Origin of the sequence: Microbacterium paulum (assembly GCF_015707995.1) — a bacterium.
Taxonomy (GTDB): Bacteria; Actinomycetota; Actinomycetes; order Actinomycetales; family Microbacteriaceae; genus Microbacterium; species Microbacterium paulum.
In genome coordinates this window covers 37,364-53,420 of the sequence record NZ_JAAGRY010000009.1, presented here as the reverse complement: position 1 = coordinate 53,420, position 16,057 = coordinate 37,364, and the positions used below count along the sequence as shown (strand labels likewise).

General features: G+C 70.0%; 14 protein-coding genes and 1 pseudogene. 6 read left to right on the top strand and 9 right to left on the bottom strand.

Features of this window, described 5'->3' with window-relative positions; all coding sequences use genetic code 11:
• Positions 1-3: 3 nt before the first annotated feature.
• Positions 4-1,842 (top strand): siderophore-interacting protein, encoded by a 1,839-nt coding sequence (locus G3N18_RS03875; protein WP_196382985.1) that lies wholly within the window; start codon positions 4-6, stop codon positions 1,840-1,842.
• A gap of 475 nt (positions 1,843-2,317) precedes the next feature.
• Positions 2,318-2,866 (top strand): HdeD family acid-resistance protein, encoded by a 549-nt coding sequence (locus tag G3N18_RS03870; protein WP_196382984.1) that lies wholly within the window; start codon positions 2,318-2,320, stop codon positions 2,864-2,866.
• Positions 2,867-2,936: 70 nt separating this feature from the next.
• Here the strand turns inward: G3N18_RS03870 and G3N18_RS03865 are convergent, their stop codons facing one another.
• Positions 2,937-3,701: an SDR family oxidoreductase gene (locus G3N18_RS03865; protein ID WP_196382983.1), complete on the bottom strand. Its 765-nt coding sequence runs from the start codon at positions 3,699-3,701 to the stop codon at positions 2,937-2,939.
• 77 nt (positions 3,702-3,778) lie between these two features.
• Between G3N18_RS03865 and G3N18_RS03860 the strand changes: the two genes are divergently transcribed.
• The 4 genes from G3N18_RS03860 (at position 3,779) to G3N18_RS03845 (ending at position 6,640) form a co-directional block, all read left to right on the top strand.
• Positions 3,779-4,300: an NfeD family protein gene (locus G3N18_RS03860; RefSeq protein WP_196382982.1), complete on the top strand. Its 522-nt coding sequence runs from the start codon at positions 3,779-3,781 to the stop codon at positions 4,298-4,300.
• The gene (locus G3N18_RS03855; protein ID WP_196382981.1) at positions 4,297-5,292 is read left to right on the top strand and encodes an SPFH domain-containing protein; all 996 of its coding nucleotides are present in this window, start codon (positions 4,297-4,299) and stop codon (positions 5,290-5,292) included. The genes G3N18_RS03860 and G3N18_RS03855 overlap by 4 nt, the downstream gene beginning before the upstream one ends.
• Positions 5,289-6,107: a glycerophosphodiester phosphodiesterase family protein gene (locus G3N18_RS03850; protein ID WP_196382980.1), complete on the top strand. Its 819-nt coding sequence runs from the start codon at positions 5,289-5,291 to the stop codon at positions 6,105-6,107. The genes G3N18_RS03855 and G3N18_RS03850 overlap by 4 nt, the downstream gene beginning before the upstream one ends.
• Before the next feature lie 155 nt (positions 6,108-6,262).
• Complete coding sequence (locus tag G3N18_RS03845) at positions 6,263-6,640, top strand: RNA polymerase-binding protein RbpA (protein ID WP_196383000.1); 378 nt, start codon at positions 6,263-6,265, stop codon at positions 6,638-6,640.
• A 99-nt stretch (positions 6,641-6,739) separates the two neighbouring features.
• Here the strand turns inward: G3N18_RS03845 and lnt are convergent.
• From lnt to G3N18_RS03805, 8 genes and pseudogenes are all read right to left on the bottom strand, one after another.
• A pseudogene (gene lnt / locus G3N18_RS03840) lies at positions 6,740-8,299 on the bottom strand (apolipoprotein N-acyltransferase); the annotation flags it as partial.
• Positions 8,296-10,788 (bottom strand): DEAD/DEAH box helicase, encoded by a 2,493-nt coding sequence (locus tag G3N18_RS03835; RefSeq protein WP_196382979.1) that lies wholly within the window; start codon positions 10,786-10,788, stop codon positions 8,296-8,298. The gene G3N18_RS03835 and the pseudogene lnt, both read right to left, overlap by 4 nt.
• Positions 10,785-11,540 carry a twin-arginine translocase subunit TatC gene (gene tatC / locus G3N18_RS03830; protein ID WP_196382999.1) on the bottom strand — a complete coding sequence of 252 codons (756 nt, stop codon included), beginning with the start codon at positions 11,538-11,540 and terminating at the stop codon, positions 10,785-10,787. Before tatC ends, G3N18_RS03835 begins: the two co-directional genes overlap by 4 nt.
• Before the next feature lie 67 nt (positions 11,541-11,607).
• Entirely contained in the window at positions 11,608-11,889 is a 282-nt protein-coding gene (gene tatA / locus G3N18_RS03825) for a Sec-independent protein translocase subunit TatA (RefSeq protein WP_196382978.1), read from the bottom strand.
• Positions 11,890-11,984: 95 nt separating this feature from the next.
• Positions 11,985-12,989, bottom strand: coding sequence for a WYL domain-containing protein (locus G3N18_RS03820; protein ID WP_196382977.1), 1,005 nt, complete (start codon positions 12,987-12,989; stop codon positions 11,985-11,987).
• Positions 12,986-13,936 carry a helix-turn-helix transcriptional regulator gene (locus G3N18_RS03815; RefSeq protein ID WP_206692942.1) on the bottom strand — a complete coding sequence of 317 codons (951 nt, stop codon included), beginning with the start codon at positions 13,934-13,936 and terminating at the stop codon, positions 12,986-12,988. The genes G3N18_RS03820 and G3N18_RS03815 overlap by 4 nt, the downstream gene beginning before the upstream one ends.
• A gap of 103 nt (positions 13,937-14,039) precedes the next feature.
• On the bottom strand, positions 14,040-14,975 hold the full coding sequence (locus G3N18_RS03810; protein ID WP_196382975.1) for an FKBP-type peptidyl-prolyl cis-trans isomerase: 936 nt from the start codon (positions 14,973-14,975) through the stop codon (positions 14,040-14,042).
• Between the two features lie 4 nt (positions 14,976-14,979).
• A complete protein-coding gene (locus G3N18_RS03805; RefSeq protein ID WP_196382974.1) occupies positions 14,980-16,047 on the bottom strand; it encodes a tRNA (adenine-N1)-methyltransferase in 1,068 nt (355 codons plus the stop codon).
• Positions 16,048-16,057 lie beyond the last annotated feature (10 nt).

Genomic DNA, 16,057 nt, shown 5'->3' with positions numbered 1-16,057 from the left:
CCCATGGCACGCAGCATCCGACCGTCTCTGATCGAGCCGATCACCCTGCGCGAACTGACGGTGGTCGACACGTTCGACATCTCCGCCAGCATGCGCAGAATCGTCATCGGCGGCCCCCAACTCGACGGGTTTCGCACTGACGACCATGAGCTGCCGCCGCTGGTGACCTCGGGGTTCGACGATGAGATCAAGGTGTTCTTCCCCGATCCGTTGACAGGAGAGCTGCACCTGCCGATCCAACGCGACCGGGTGATCGAGTGGCCGCGGGATCCGCGCCCGGTCGCCCGAACGTATACGGTGCGAGCTTTCGACGCCGACAGGCAGCGTCTTGAGCTCGACTTCGTGCTGCACGGAACTGGTGTCGCATCCACCTGGGCGCGCACGTGCGAAGCAGGAGACCGCATCCACATCGCCGGCCCCAAAATGTCGCTGCTGCACCCCGCAGACACGGATTGGCTGCTGATCGCGGGCGACGACACCGCGATCCCGGCGATCGCGCGGTGGTTGGAGGAGGTGCCAGACGACCTTCCCGCGGAGGTCTTCATCGAGGTCGGCGGAACCGCAGACGAGCAGGCGATCGAGACCGGGGCGCACGTCACGGTGACGTGGGTGCACCGCGGACCTGTGCCAGCCGGCACGACGACGCATCTCGCTGACGCTGTCCAAGCCGTTCGCTGGAGAGACGGGCGTCCATTCGCATGGGTGGCAGGGGAGACCCTTGCGATCAAACCGATCCGACGGTGGCTGCGGGAAGAGAAAGCGCTCGCGCCCGAGCGAGTCGAGGTCACCGGCTATTGGAGACGCACCACCGTCGAGGAGATCGAGGGCACCGGCGGCCTCCCCGACCCGGACAGCGAGGTCGACGACATCGACCGGATGCATGAACTGATCGACCCACTGCCGTCTCGCGCGATCCGGGTCGCAGTGACGCTCGGCATCATCCCGGCGATCCGGCGCGGACACGACACCGCGGCGCAGATCGCCGCCGAGGTGGGAGCAGACGCCACCGGAGTGCACAAACTGCTGCGCTACCTGGCAACGATCGACGTCGTAGAGGCGCTCGACGACGGGCGCTATGCCGTCACCACCTTCGGAGCCGTGCTCGACGACGACGAGGTGACGGAGGAACTCAACCTGCGGCACCCGATCGGCGGTCTCGTCCGCGTGTTCGATGGCCTGCTCGACGCGGTCCAGACGGGATTCCCGGCGGCGCAGCAGACGCTCGGCGGCTCGATCAACGCACTCGCAGATGCCTCCGACGAGGTCGCGGTCGCCGTCGAGGATGCCGCCGCCGCCGAGCTCGAGTGGCTGCGCCCGGCATTTTCGCGGGAATACGTGTTTCGTCCCGGGGAGCGGGTCGTTGCGGGTGGGGCGGGTGCAGCGACGCTGCTGAGCGACGCGTTGGGCGCGGACGCGGCGCCGGCGGTCACTCTCGTTGTGCGTCCCTCGCGCGAGCAGGCTGCGCTGGCAACGCTTTCTGACGCGACCCGAGCGCACGTTTGTGCACACCTCGGCTCCGTGCTCGACCCGTGGCCGCGCGCCGAGACCGTCGTGCTGGGATCGACGCTCGCTGACCTCAACGACAATGACGCTGTGCAGGCACTACGCAACGCCTACGACGCAGTGGAGGACGGCGGACGGATGCTCGTCGTCGAGCACCTGCTCGTCCCCGACGAGATCGACGATCACGACGCGGCCGCAGACCTGCAGTCCTTCTGTCTACACGGGTCCGGGTTCCGCACCGCGGACGAGGTGAGGACGCTCATCACTCGAGCCGGACTCGATATCAGCCGCGAGAACACCATCGGATGGGGCGAGCCGGTGTTCGAGATCGTGCGCTGACCCTCTGCTGACTCAGTTCCGCCGCCACGTTGCAGGCGTGTTCTCGGTCGACGAGCCAGGACGATCCCCGGGCTGATTCACCCCGCAAGGCACGATGGAGTCTTGCTCAGCCATGCGAAAGCCGCTGGACCGTCGCCCCGGTCACCGCCACCGCGAGTGACACGTTCGTTGTCACGAGCGCCTTCTCGGAACGACTGAACCGGAGATTGACGTGTTCGATGGCAGGAGTGTCATGTCTAGTGGCAGCGGGCACCTGCCCGGCGGCGCCGCCGTCGGGGCGGGGGCTAGGTGAGTTGACATAATGTGCATTATCAGCGCGCCCGTACGCAGGCGAGAGAGCCGCAGATCCGCCGGGCGCCGCGGGAGGAAAGGATGACATTGTGCGCGGTACTGCGCCGACAATGCCCCATGATGCGCGATGTGCACGCTAGCCTGAAACCACCTCCTCACAGGAGACTTTCAGAAAGGGCTTGTCATGTCTGAACCCTCCATCGCAAAGGCCGCCCCCAACGGCATCCGCACCGCGCTCGGCGTCGGCGGCGTCCTTTCGGTCATTCTCGGTATCCTCATCCTCGTCTGGCCAGGCAAGACCGCCATGGTGGTCACCGCTCTCATCGCGATCTACGCGATCGCCGCGGGCCTCGTCTACGCGGGTCTCGGGATCTTCACGGCGAACCGCGGCGGCTGGTCGCGGCTCGGCCACATCCTGCTCGGCGTCGTCTTCGTGATCGCGGGCATCGTCGCGTTCGCGAACCTCGGCGCCACCACCGTGTGGCTCGCAGCGTTCGTCGGGATCCTCGTCGGAATCATGTGGATCGTCGAAGGAGTCGTCGCGCTGTCGACGCTCGACCTGGCGCCCTCCCGCGGCTGGACGATCTTCTTCTCGATCATCTCGATCATCGCCGGTGTCACCCTGCTCTTCTCGCCCATCTGGGGCGCGGTGATCCTGTGGTGGCTGCTCGGCATCGGTGCGGTGGTGTTCGGCATCATTAACATCGTCCGCGCGTTCTCGTTCGGCAAGTAACATCCCGCACACGACGATCGCCCCGTGATTCCGGTCACGGGGCGATCGTCGTCTCTGTGGATGCCGAGGCTCACTCGCCGCCGAAGGAGCTGATGTCACCGACGAGGCGCGTGTTGTCGTCGGGGATCGGTTCGACGGCAGCCAGAGCGACCTCGGCCGCGAACTCCGAGACGTTGTAGAGCTTCCCCGCCGACTCGCGCCGACCGGCGATGGCGCCCGGGTTCGCGCGCTCGAGGAGCGTCGCGGTGATCGTGCCCTCGATCATGTCGCCCGAGATCACGACGAAGCCGATGCCGCGCTCGGCGAGAGCGGGGATGCGCTCGCGCAGAGCGTCTTCGCCCGCGCGCTTCGACAGCGCCACAGCCTCGTACTCGGGCATCGTCGGCGTCGTGCGAATGAAGTGGGCCTGGTGGCTCGTGACGAACACGACGCGCGACCCGTCGTGCAGGAGCGGCGTCGCGGCATCCAGCACATTCAGCTGCGCGTCGCGGTTGAGCACGAGCGCGTAGTCCTCGCCCATGCCGCTTTCCATGCCGCCCGAGGCGTTCAAGACGAGCAGGTCGAGGCTGCCGAAGGTCTGCTGCACCTGCGCCATCATGTCGGCGACGGATGCCGGGTCGGTCAGATCCGCCTGCACGACGAGCACTTCGACGCCCAGTTCGCGCAGCTGTGCGGCGAGCTTCTCGGCGCGGGGGGCCTTGTTGCGGAAGTTGATGACGACGTTCGCACCGGCCTGCGCGAGATAGGTGACGGTGTCGGCACCGATCCCCCGCGATGAGCCGGTGACCAGTGCCGTACGGCCGACGAGCGAGCCGGAAGGAATGGGCTGTGACATGAAGACGAGACTACCAACCGGGCCCCCGAGCGACTGGAATGTTAGAGTGCCGACAGGGCGCCGAAGGAGCGAGAGCGATGTTGCCGGATCTGACGCAGTACATCTGGATCGCATGGCTGGTGCTCGCGCTGGTGTTCGTCATCATCGAGCTGCTGACTCTCGAGTTCACTTTCCTCATGCTCGCCGCGGGCTCTCTGATCGGCGGGCTCGGCGTGACTTTGCTCGGCGGGCCCTGGTGGTTGCAGATCGTCGCCGCCGCTGCCGTGTCGGCGCTGCTGCTGTTCACCATCCGGCCGCTGCTGCTGCGCACTCTGCACCGATCGAGCGCCCTGCAACCCACCAACGTCGACGCGATCCGCGGGCTCGGCGGCAGGCTCACCGCCCCGTTCGCCGGCGACATCGCCGAAGCGCGCCTCGACAACGGCGAACTGTGGTCGGTGATCCGCTCCCCCGCGGCCGACACGCTCGCCGTCGGCGACCGCGTGGTCGTCACGGCTGTGCGCGGCGCCCGCGTCGAGATCGCGCCTGAATCATCTTCCGCGGCCGCGCCTGTCGCAGCCGACCCCATCCTCCCCACCGATAGGAGCGCCGACCGATGATCGATGCCGCCGGTTTCGCTGGACAGATCTTCGTGATCGTCCTTCTCGTGGTCATCGCGATTTTCGTGATCGTGGTGGTCTTCCGGTCGATCCGGATCATCCCGCAGGCCTACACCGGCGTCGTCGAGCGCCTCGGCCGCTACCAGCGCACCCTCTCCCCCGGCCTCAACCTGCTGGTGCCCTTCATCGACCGGCTCCGGCCGCTCGTCGACATGCGCGAGCAGGTCGTCTCTTTCCCGCCGCAGCCGGTGATCACCGAAGACAACCTGGTCGTCTCGATCGACACCGTCGTCTACTTCCAGGTCACGGATGCCCGCGCCGCCACCTACGAGATCGCGAACTACCTCGGCGCCGTCGAGCAGCTGACCACGACAACGCTCCGAAACGTCGTCGGCGGGCTGAACCTCGAAGAGGCGCTGACGAGCCGTGACGAGATCAACGGCCAACTGCGGCTCGTGCTCGACGAGGCGACCGGCAAATGGGGCATCCGCGTGTCGCGCGTCGAGCTGAAGGCGATCGACCCGCCGCTGTCGATTCAGGATTCGATGGAGAAGCAGATGCGCGCCGAGCGCGACCGCCGCGCCGTGATCCTGACGGCGGAAGGCTCGAAGCAGTCGCAGATCCTCGAGGCCGAGGGGCGCCGGCAGGCCGACATTCTGCGCGCCGAGGGCGAGAAGCAGGCCGCGATCCTGCGCGCCGAGGGTGAGGCGGCGGCGATCCAGAACGTGTTCAACGCCATCCACGCCGGCCGCCCCGACGACAAGTTGCTCGCCTATCAGTACCTGCAGACGCTGCCGAAGATCAGCGAGGGCGCCTCGAACAAGATGTGGATCATCCCGAGCGAGTTCACCGAGGCGATGAAGGGCATCGGCACAGCCTTCGCGGCGGGTGCCGGCGCCGCCGCGGGCGCGACGGGTGCCGCCGCCGGCGCGGGCACGGATGCCGCGTCGGCGCTCGCACCTGCCGGCGGCGAGACTCCGCCGCAACTGTGACGGCGCCGACTCCCCGCGAGCCGCACCCGTGGTTCCGCGGGGTGCGCAAGCCCCGGGTGCTCGCCCACCGCGGCTTCGTGCCGAGGCGGAAGGCCGACGGCGCCGACGCCGATCACGCCGAGATCGTCGAGAACACCCTCGCCGCCTTTGCTGCCGCGCACGCGGCCGGTGCGCCGTACGTCGAGTCGGACTGCCACCTGACCGCCGACGGCGTCGTGGTGCTGTTCCACGACGACGACCTCACCCGCATCAGCGGAGACCCGCGCAAGGTCGCCGACGTGACGCACGCAGACCTCGCCCGCATCATGGAAGACCGTGGCGGGCTGATGACCGCGGCCGAGGCGCTCGAGGCTTTTCCCGATCTGCGCTTCAATCTTGACGTGAAGGCCGCCGCGGCGGCGCTCCCGCTCGGGCGCATCGTCGCCCCGCACGCCGATCGCGTGCTGCTGACGAGTTTCTCCGACCGTCGCCGCCGTGAGGCGCTGGAGGCCGCTCGTACCGCCGGCGGCTTCCCCGCGACCTCGGCGGGGCAGGCGACGGTGGCTCGCGCGCTCGTCGCTTCGCGGCTGGGCCGTGCGGCGCTGTCGCGAGCAGTGGCGGGCATCGACGCGCTGCAGGTGCCCGAGCGCGTCGGGGTGCTCCGCGTCGTCACGCGCCGGTTCGTGCGCGCCGTGCACGCCGTCGGGGTCGAGGTGCACGTCTGGACGGTGAACGATGCGGGTGCCATGCGGCGGTTGCTCGATCTCGGGGTCGACGGGCTCGTCACCGACCGGGCCGACGTCGCGATCGCGGTCGCCTCCGGCCGCCCGCACTGACCTCTCCCCCGGGCGCGGCTGTACGCCGCACGTCTCGGCGGAGGAATCGGGCACACAGCCCTGAGCATCGGCTGTGAAAGCGCATTCGGAGGCATCCGTTCGGATGATGCGCACAGGTGAGCACGTTATACCTGAGTGGACGAGAGGACCACACAATGGCAGATCGCAGCCTCCGCGGCATCCGACTCGGCGCTTCCAGCCTACAGAGCGAAGAAGGCGTCGTGTTCCATGAACGCGCCAACCACACGTACGTCTGCACGCAGTGCGGACGCGAGACGGTCATGACCTTCGCGGCCGACGCCGAGCTCCCCGAGGCCTGGGAGTGCCGCACGTGCGGCGCCGAGGCCGTGCGCCGGGTCGGCGACACCGTGGTCGAGGTCGACCACTCCGGCGACAAGGTCGCCCGCACGCACTGGGACATGCTCCTCGAGCGTCGCACCGTGCCCGAGCTCGAAGAGCTGCTCGAAGAGCGCCTCGCGCTGCTGCGCGACCGCCGCGGCAACGGTGGAGACGCCGCCCGCCTCACGGCCTAAGTCCGCACACCGCGTCGCCGAGCCCCCGCAGGGCGGCCGCCGGTCGGGGGTGGCCGACGTCTTCGTCGTACCCGGCGTGCGGTGCGCTGCCCGCTCGCCCCGCGACCCGCGCCGAACGAGCAGCCCCACGAGGGCGAGGGCCGCGATGCTCCCCCAGCCGATCAGGCTCTGCACGGCGCCGCCGGCGACCATGGCCGGGGTCATGCCGGTGCGCAGCGGTACGTCGGTGACCATCGCTCCGGGCTCGCCCTCGGGGAGCGCGTCGATCGTGCGGCCGTCGGGGCCGATCACCTGGCTGGTGCCGACGGTCGAGAGGTTGACGACCGACCGCCCCGACTCGATCGCGCGCATGCGGGCGAACGCGAGCTGCTGCAGGTTCTCGTCGGTGCCGCGGAAGTCGGCGTTGTTCGTCTGGAACATGAAGACCTGCGCGCCCGCCTGGGCGCCGTCACGGATGACGTCGTCGTAGATGACGTCGAAGCAGATCGCGAGACCGACCGTGACCCCGCCGATGTCGACCGCCGGTGTCGCGGTGCCCGGAGTGTACTCGCGCTGGATGAGGTCGATGAGGTCGGGGGCGAACTGCCGGTAGAACCACCGGTCGGGCACGTACTCGCCGAACGGTACCGGATGCCGCTTGTCGTAGGTCTGCACGGGGTTGTCGGCGCCGGTCTGCCAGACGAGCGAGGAGTTGAAGTACTCGTCGCCCCGCAGCGTGACGGCACCGATCAGCAGCGGCGCCTGCACCCGCTCCGCGAGAGCGTCGAGCTGACGGGCGACGGGCGCGTTCTGGGTGGGGTCGGCGTCGACGCCGCCCTCGGGCCACAGCAGCACGTCGAGCTTCTCGCCGACGATCGGTTCGGTCGCGGCGAGCTGGGCGCGGAACACGTCGTAGGGCTGACGCGCGTCGAAGTACCCGGCGGGCCCGTTCCCCTGCACGGCTCCGACCCGCATCGACCCGGCATCCGACGTGGGGAACTGCGGTACGAGCAGCAGCGCGGCGACGGTCGCGAGCGCAGGGATCAGGCGGCGCGCGTCGCGCCATGAGCGCCAGCGGCCTCGTCGCACGCACTCCACGGCCGCGGCACACGCGAACACGAGCAGGAACGACAGGCCGCTCATGCCCGTCCACGACGCGACGTCGGCCAGCGGAGAGGATGCCTGGGTGACGCCCAGCCGCGCCCACGGGAACCCGCCGTACGGAAACGTGCCGAGGAGCTCCTCGCGCGAGACCCACAGACCCGCCACGAGTGCAGGGAGCGCCACGAGCCGCCCCCACGGGCCCGGGGCGAGGCGAGGCATCCATCGGTACGCCCACGTGATCGGCACGGCCATGACGGCGGTGAGGGCCGCTTCGAGCGTCGACAGGGCGATCCACGGCACCGGGCCCAGGTAGCGCGCCGTGAACGAGAGGTTCACGAAGAACAGCGCCGCCCCGAAGACGAAGCCCACGAGAACGGCAGCCCACGCGCGGCGGCCGATCAGGGAGACGAGGGCGAGGGGCACCGCGACGAAGACCGCCGGCCACCACGACAGCGCCGGGAACGCGAGGGTGAGCACGAGCCCGGCGGCCGCGGCCGCGAGCACCGCACCCCAGAGGGGCAGCACCGGTCGCGGGATCGCGGGGGCGCCGGCTTCGGGTGAGGCGTCGGCGCTCACAGCGACCCGTACACGACGATGCCGCGGCGCACGGCGTCGAGTGCGGCGCGCGCGGTCGCGGCGACGGGCGGCGCGGCGACCAGCGAGAGCTGATCGAGCAGATCGATCGTCTGTTTCGTCCAGCGCACGAAGTCGCCCGCTGCGAGGTCGGCCTCGTCGAGCACCCGGTCGAGGGTGGCCCCGCGGGCCCACGAGTGCATCGCGGCGGCGAGCCCCGTGGCAACCGGCTCGGTGCCGGGCAGTCGGTGATCCTGCTCGAGATCGTCGAGGCGCGCCCACAGCTCCTGCGTCGCGCTGAGCGCCTGGCGGAACGGTCCGCGCGGCAGGCCGTGCTCGCCCGGACCGGCTTCGTCGCGACGCGGCTCGTACACGAGACAGCATGCGAGCGCGGCGAGCCCCGGGGCATCCAGGTTCGTCCACAGGCCCTGCCGCAGCGCCTCGGCGACGAGCAGGTCCCGCTCGCCGTAGATGCGCTTCATGGTCGCTCCGGCGGCGGTGAGCGTCGCCTCGCCGTCATCGGTGAGGCGCACGTAGTCGACCGCGACGAGGACGTCGACGACGCGGTCGAACACGCGCGCGACGGTGCCCGTGCGCGCATCGATCTGCCGTCGCATCTTCTCGATCCGGCGTTGCAGCTTCGCGTAGCGCTCGCCCCAGCGGGCGTGCGCCTCGCGGTCGGGGCAGGTGTGGCACGGGTGCCGCTGCAACCGGCGGCGCAGGTCCTGGATCTCGTGCTGGCGGCGGTCGCGGATGCGCGCCGGCGCGGTGCGGTCGGCGCGGTTCAGCTTCTCGAGGTCGCTGAGCTCGCGGCGGAGCCCCGCGTACTCGACGAAGTCCCCGCGATCGCACGCCATGGCCTTCGCGTAGCCGGCGAGCGACGCCTCGGCATCCTTCACTTCGCGGGCGAGGCCCACGACCGCCCGGTCGGCCTGGAACTGCGCGAACGACGACTCGAGGATCTCGCGTGCGCGCTGCCGCCCGAACTGGTCGATGAGGTTCACGGCCATGTTGTACGTCGGGCGGAAACTCGAGTTCAGCGGGTAGGTGCGGCGGGATGCCAGAGCCGCGACCGCCTGCGGATCGAGCGACTCGGTCCACTGCACGACGGCGTGGCCTTCGACGTCGATGCCGCGGCGGCCCGCGCGCCCGGTGAGCTGCGTGTACTCCCCCGACGTGATCGCGACGCGCGCCTCGCCGTTGAACTTCTCGAGCTTTTCGAGCACGACCGTGCGCGCCGGCATGTTGATCCCGAGGGCGAGGGTCTCCGTCGCGAACACGACCTTCACGAGCTTGCGGCGGAAGAGCTCTTCGACGACTTCTTTGAAGGTCGGGAGCACCCCCGCGTGGTGCGCAGCGACGCCGCGCTCGAGGTTGTCGCGCCATTCCCAGTAGCCGAGCACCTCGAGGTCGTCTTCGTGCAGGGTGCGGGTGCGCTCTTCGATGACCTGGCGGATCTCGTCGCGCTCTTCGCGGGTGGTCAGGCGCAGGCCCGAACGCCGCACCTGCTGTACGGCGCCGTCGCAGCCCGCGCGGCTGAAGATAAAGAAGATCGCCGGCAGCAGGTTCGCCCGGTCGAGCAACTGCACCACCTGCGGGCGGTCGAGCCGCTCGATGCGCTGCATGTTCGCCGAGCGCACGGGCCGCCGCCCGCCGCGCGGCGGCCGCTTGCGCTGCGCCTCGTACCCGCCCTGCGAGCGGAACTGCTGCGCCTGACGGTTGTTCTCGTACCGAGCGCCGCTCCCCCCGCGGATGCGCATGAGCTCTTGATTCACCTGCGCGGTCGCGATGCCGGCGCGGTCGTCGAACAGGGGCAGCAGGTCGCCGCGCACGAGCACGTGCTGTTCGAGCGGCACGGGGCGGGTCTCCGAGACGATCACCTCGACGGCGGGCTCGCCCGGCGTTCCCCCGCGCACCGTGTCGAGCCAGTCGCCGAACTCCTCCGCGTTCGACACGGTCGCCGACAGGGCGACGAGTCGTACCTCGAGTGGGAGGTGGATGATGACCTCTTCCCAGACCGCGCCGCGGAACCGGTCGGCGAGGTAGTGCACCTCGTCCATCACGACGTAACGCAGGCCCCGCAGCGCCGGCGAGTCGGCGTAGAGCATGTTGCGCAGCACCTCGGTCGTCATGACGACGACACGGGCGTTGCCGTTGATGTTTGTGTCGCCGGTGAGCAGGCCCACCTCGCTCTCGCCGTACACCTCTTGCAGCTCGCGGAACTTCTGGTTCGACAGCGCCTTCATCGGCGTGGTGTAGAACGCCTTCTCCCCCGCCGTGAGCATCGCCAGGTGGATAGCGAACTCGCCGACGATCGTCTTGCCGGCCCCGGTGGGAGCCGCCACCAGGGTGCTGCGGCCCTCTTCGAGGGCGTGGCATCCGGCGATCTGGAAGGGGTCGAGCTCGAACCGCTGCGCGGCGGCGAACGCCGTCGTGAGAGGGTGTGCGCGGGCGCTGGCGGCGCGCGCGTAGCGCGCGGCGGGGTCGCTCACGCGAGCGGCCCGAGTGCGGCCCGCGCGCGCTTGGCGCGCCGCCGGTCGAAGAGCATCGACAGCCCCGCCGCGGCGAAGAAGAGCACGACGAGGATGCCGGCGAGCATGAGCATGCTCACGATGTCGGCGGCGGGGGTCGCGAGGCCCGCGAACGCGACCGCGATCAGCACGGCGACCCGCCACGACTTCAGGATCGCCTTGCCGCTCATGATTCCGGCGAGGTTCAACGCGACGAGGAACACCGGAACGACGAACGAGACACCGACGACGATCACGAGTTTGAACACGAAGTCGTAGTAGTACTTCGCCTCGTAGAGGTTGTCGGCGCCTTCTGCCGAGAACGCGGCCATCAGCTCGACGATGTGCGGCATGACCCACCAGCCGACGAAGCAGCCGGCGAAGAAGAGCGGCACGGCGGCGGAGACGAACCCGATCGTGTACTGGATCTCTTTGCGGGTGAGCCCGGGCATGAGGAAGGCCCACAACTGCCACAGCCACACGGGGGCCGAGAGGATGATGCCGACGACGAACGAGATGCGCAGCCGCAGGTCGAAGGGGCCCGTGATCGTCGAGTACATGAGGCTCACCGCCGCGCTCTCACCGCGCTGCTCGGCGACGACACGGATGGGCTCGGTCATCGCCCAGATGATCCAGTCGGTGAGGAAGTAGGCGACGACCATGCCCACGACGAGCGCGATGAGCGCGATGACGACGCGCTTTCGCAGCTCGACGAGGTGCTGCCCCAGCGACATGCGCTTGTCGCGCCGCGGAGCGTCTTCCGCGTTCAGAGGCGGGTGTTCGGCCGTGGCCACGGAACGATCAGGACTTGGCGTCGGGTGCACCGGGTGCAGGTTCGACGGGGGCCGACGCGGCCGGGGTCTGCTGCGGCGCCGGTGCGACGGCGGTGCTGTCGACCGTGGATGCCTCGGCGGCGCCGGCCGTCTTGTCGTCGTCCTTCATGGCCTTCATCTCGCCCTTGAAGATGCGGGCCGACTGGCCCATGCTCTTGGCGAGCGCGGGCAGCTTGGCGGCACCGAACAGCAGCAGGATCACGATGAGCAGGATCCACAGGTGCGGACCGGCGAACAGGTTGCTGGGCATTGTGTCCCCTTTGTCGGAAGCTTGCCCCCAGTGTACCCGCCGCACCTTCGTGCGCGCCGTGGCGCCGCCGCGCGGTGCGGGATCGGAACGCCGACTCAGCGGTACTGTTCGAGCCCCGCCTGGGCCCACGCCGCGGTGGCGTCGCGCACGTCCTGCGGGCCGAGCACCTCGAGGTCGCCGCCGAAGCGGCCGGCGAGACGCTTGAGGCTGCGCGCGTCGCCGACGCGGATGCCTGCTGTGCGGAGCCCTGCGGAGGGGGCGTCGGATGCCGCGGTGCGAGCCGCGGCATCCGTCCCTTCTTCCTCGCCCACGTCGAGAACGAAGTCGGCGAGCAGCGGGGCGATCGCCGCGCGGTAGCGCACCTGCACCTCGACGTCGGCGTCGGACGGCTCGAACAGGTCGGGGACGGCGTCGGCGCCGTGCGTGATCGGGATGTCGGTGAGGGTGACGTCAGACACCCGGTCGAGGTGGAAGGTGCGCATCGCCTGACGCAGGTGGCACCACCCCTGCAGGTACCACTCGCCGCCCGAGATGTGCACCTTCACCGGGTCGACGGTGCGGGTGGTCACCGGGGCATCCGGCGCCTGGTAGTCGAACGAGAGCGCGACGCCGCGCTGCAGTGCCTCGGCGACGGCGAGCCGCACCTCGTCGACGGCCCGCGTGGCGACCAGCACCTCGGCGGGCGTGCTCGACGCGCCACGGGCGAGCTTGGCGAGCAGTCCCTGCACGACCCCCGAGTCGCCGACCCCGGGCAGCGACGCCGCGAGCTGCAGGCCGGCGAGGAGCGCCGCGGCCTCGCGGGCGCTGAGGCGCGGGGTGCGCTCGAGACCCACCGCATTGGTGATGACGATCAGGTCGCGCTCGTCGAGAAGGTCCCAGTCGATGTCGAACAGATCGTTCGCCATCTGCCAGAAGCCGCTGTCGCCGGGCAGGCCGATGACGGTGAGCTTCTCGACCATGCTGCGCATCTGCGCCGGGGTCACGTCGAACTCGTCGGCCGCCTCTGTGAGCGACACCTCGCCCTTTCCGATGAGGTAGGGCACGAGCTGCAGGATCAGGGCGGCGCGATCGGCGCCGACGAGCGGACGCGCGGCGGTCACGCGGCACCCCCGGTCTCGTGTGTGCCGCCGCCGTGGGCCGCCAGCACCCGGCGGAGCCTCGAGATCACCTGGACACGCAGGTCGGCCGGTTCGACGACGCGCACCTCTGGACCGTACGAGGCGAGTTCGTCGGCGAAGATGTGCACGTCGACGTACGGAACTCGGAACCCCTGCCCGGCGGGGATCGCGCGCCGGCTGAGGCGGAGCGCCGCCTCGGTGCCCGGGGCGATCTCGACGAGGGCCTGCTGGCGGGCGGCGAGCTCGTCGAGTCCCGCGAGGGCCCGCTCCCCCGCGTGCTCGCGGGCCGCCACGTCGAACGAGGTCTTCGTGATCTCGACGTCGGAGGTGATGCGCGAGAGGAGGAACGTGCGGTCGCCCTGCTGGTCGAGGTCGAACCCGTAGACGTGCCAGCGGGCCTCGTACTCGACGAGCGCGAGCGGCTCGATGCGGCGACGGTGGGGGGCGGCGTCGCCCGGCTTGACGTAGTCGAACGCGACGACGCGACCGAGCTCGCTGGCGCGCTGGAGCGGAACGAACGACGGTTCGCGCAGATTGAGGCGAGGCGAGTAGCCGATGATCGGCTCATCGACGTCGATGCCGAGGGCTCGGATCTTGCGCAACCCGCTGCGCGCGTCGGCGGACATCGAGCTCTCGCTCCACACCCCGCCCGCGAGATTCAGCACCGCCAGCTCGGCGGGGGTGAAGTCGATATCGGCGGGCAACTCGTATTCCGCGGTCGGAATGCGATAGCGCGCTTCACGCAGATCGTCGGGGTCGGCGTAGTCGCCGATGGTCTCGACCTGGATCGACAGGCCGCGCAACGTCTGCTTGTCGCGCTCGAACATCTTCTCCAGCGCGTCTTTGGACGCACCCGCGCCGGACTGCTCGCGGTATCCGGCGACCGACGACAGGATCGTCTCCTTCGTCAGCCCCTGCTCGGTGGCCATGAGCGCCACCACGAGGTTGACGAGGCGCTCCTCGGGAGCGGTACGGATCGTGTCGGATGCCACTCGCCCATCCTAGGGCGAGCCTAGGAGGAGGCGGCGCCGGTCAGTTCGTCGCCGCGGGGTCGTCGATGCCGAGCACGTCGACGACGTAGATCGTGGCCGCGTCGCCCGCCGTGGCACTGTCGCCCGCGGGCACGACGACGAGAAGCTGTGAGCCGACCGTCGCGCCGACGAGCTGCGGCGCGAAAGCGAGCTTGCTGCCCGGGGCAACAGCCACCGAGGCGCCGTTCTCCCACGTCGAATCGGTCACCTTGCGGGTGCTCCAGTTCACGCCGGTGTACTGCACGCGAGCGGTGTCGCCCTGGCCGATCGTCTCGCCGTCGCCCTTCTTCAGCACCTCGACGGCCAGTTCGGTCGGTGCGGCCGCGTCGGGCACGATCACACCGGGACGACCGCCCGGGGCGAGCACGACCGAGGGCATGCCGCGACGGTCGTTGTACTGCGGCGTGCCGTCGGCGGCGGCGAGATACACCTTGGTGATGTCGATCGTCACCGCGATCGACTGGTCGTCGGTCACGCCGAGGTCTTGCGCGCCGGCGGCCGAGAGCTCTGAGGCGGGGATCGCGGCGACCACACGGGTGCCTTCGGTCGCGCACATCATGGCCGTCACGAGGCCCTGGTAGCTCGAATTCCAGCTCGACAGGGGCTGCACCGGGGGTGCCGCCTGCACGAGCGACTGGCCGGTCGCGCCGTTCGCGATCGCGATCGAGAAGACGACGTCCTGCGCGTCGCTCGTGATCTGCCGTCCGGTGCTCACCTCGGTGTCGGTGTACGTGGTGGAGTCGACGTAGACCGGAGCCTTCAGCGTGACGGCGGGTTTGCCGAAGTCGCCCGAGGCCTGCGCGAAGTCGAGCACCGAGGCATCCGAGTCGGTGCGTTCGCACGATGTCGAGGCGGCAGACGACGGCGACGACGCGCACGCCGCGAGGGTCAGAGCGGAGAGGCCGAGGACGGCGATGACGGCAGGGATCCGGAGCACCGGATCAGTCTACGTCGCCGTCTCCCCCGGCTTCGTCTGCCGCCGCACCCTGCGCGGCGATGCGCGCGCCGTCGACGGCACGCTGCGCCTCGCGCACCCGCTTGCGCAGGTTCTTGTCGGTGATCTCGCGGTCGCCGACCGCGCCCGGAGTCCACACCTCGACATCGCTGTCGGCGTAGCTGGGCTTCTTGAGCGCGCGCTTTCGCACATCGGGCGGCACGGCGCCCGGGGCGAGACGGCGGGCGGTGATGAGAAAGCCGGTGTGCGCGACCATGCGGTGGTCGGGGCGCACGGCGAGCCCCTCGACGTGCCAGCCGCGCACCATCGTCTCGCTCGATTCGGGCTCGGTGAAAAGCCCCGTGCCGCGCAGGTACTCCGCGACACGGCTCAGCTGGGTCGCGGTGGCGACGTAGCAGATCACCACTCCCCCCGGCGTGAGCGCATCGGCGACGACGTCGAGGCACTCCCACGGCGCGAGCATGTCGAGCACGACTCGGTCGACGGATGCCGGGGCGAGCGCCTCGGGAAGCTCTACGGCCAGGTCGCCGACGCGCACCGACCATGTCTCGGGGTACTCGCCGAAGAACGTCTCGACGTTCGCCTGCGCGACCTCGGCGAACTCCTCGCGCCGTTCGAACGAGACGAGGCGCCCCGCGGGGCCGATCGCGCGCAGCAGCCACAACGACAGCGCGCCCGAGCCGACGCCGGCTTCGACGACCGTCGCCCCGGGGAAGATGTCGGCCTGGGCGAGGATCTGCGCGGCGTCTTTCGGATAGACGATCGCGGCGCCGCGCGGCATCGACATGACGAAGTCGCGCAGTAGCGGGCGGAGCGCGAGGTACTCGTGACCGCCCGAGTTCGTGAGGACCGAGCCATCGGGCTGGCCGACGATGGCCTCGTGCTTGAGCACGCCGTGGTGCGTGTGCAGCTCGCCGTGCTCGCGCAGCGTGACGGTGTGCATGCGGCCCTTGGGTCCGGTCAGTTGCACGCGGTCGCCGAGGCGGAACGGGCCGCTCGGGCGCAGGTCTTCGGCGGGCTGAGCCGCGCCCGGCTGCGAGGATTCGGAGGTCATGCGTGGCCTT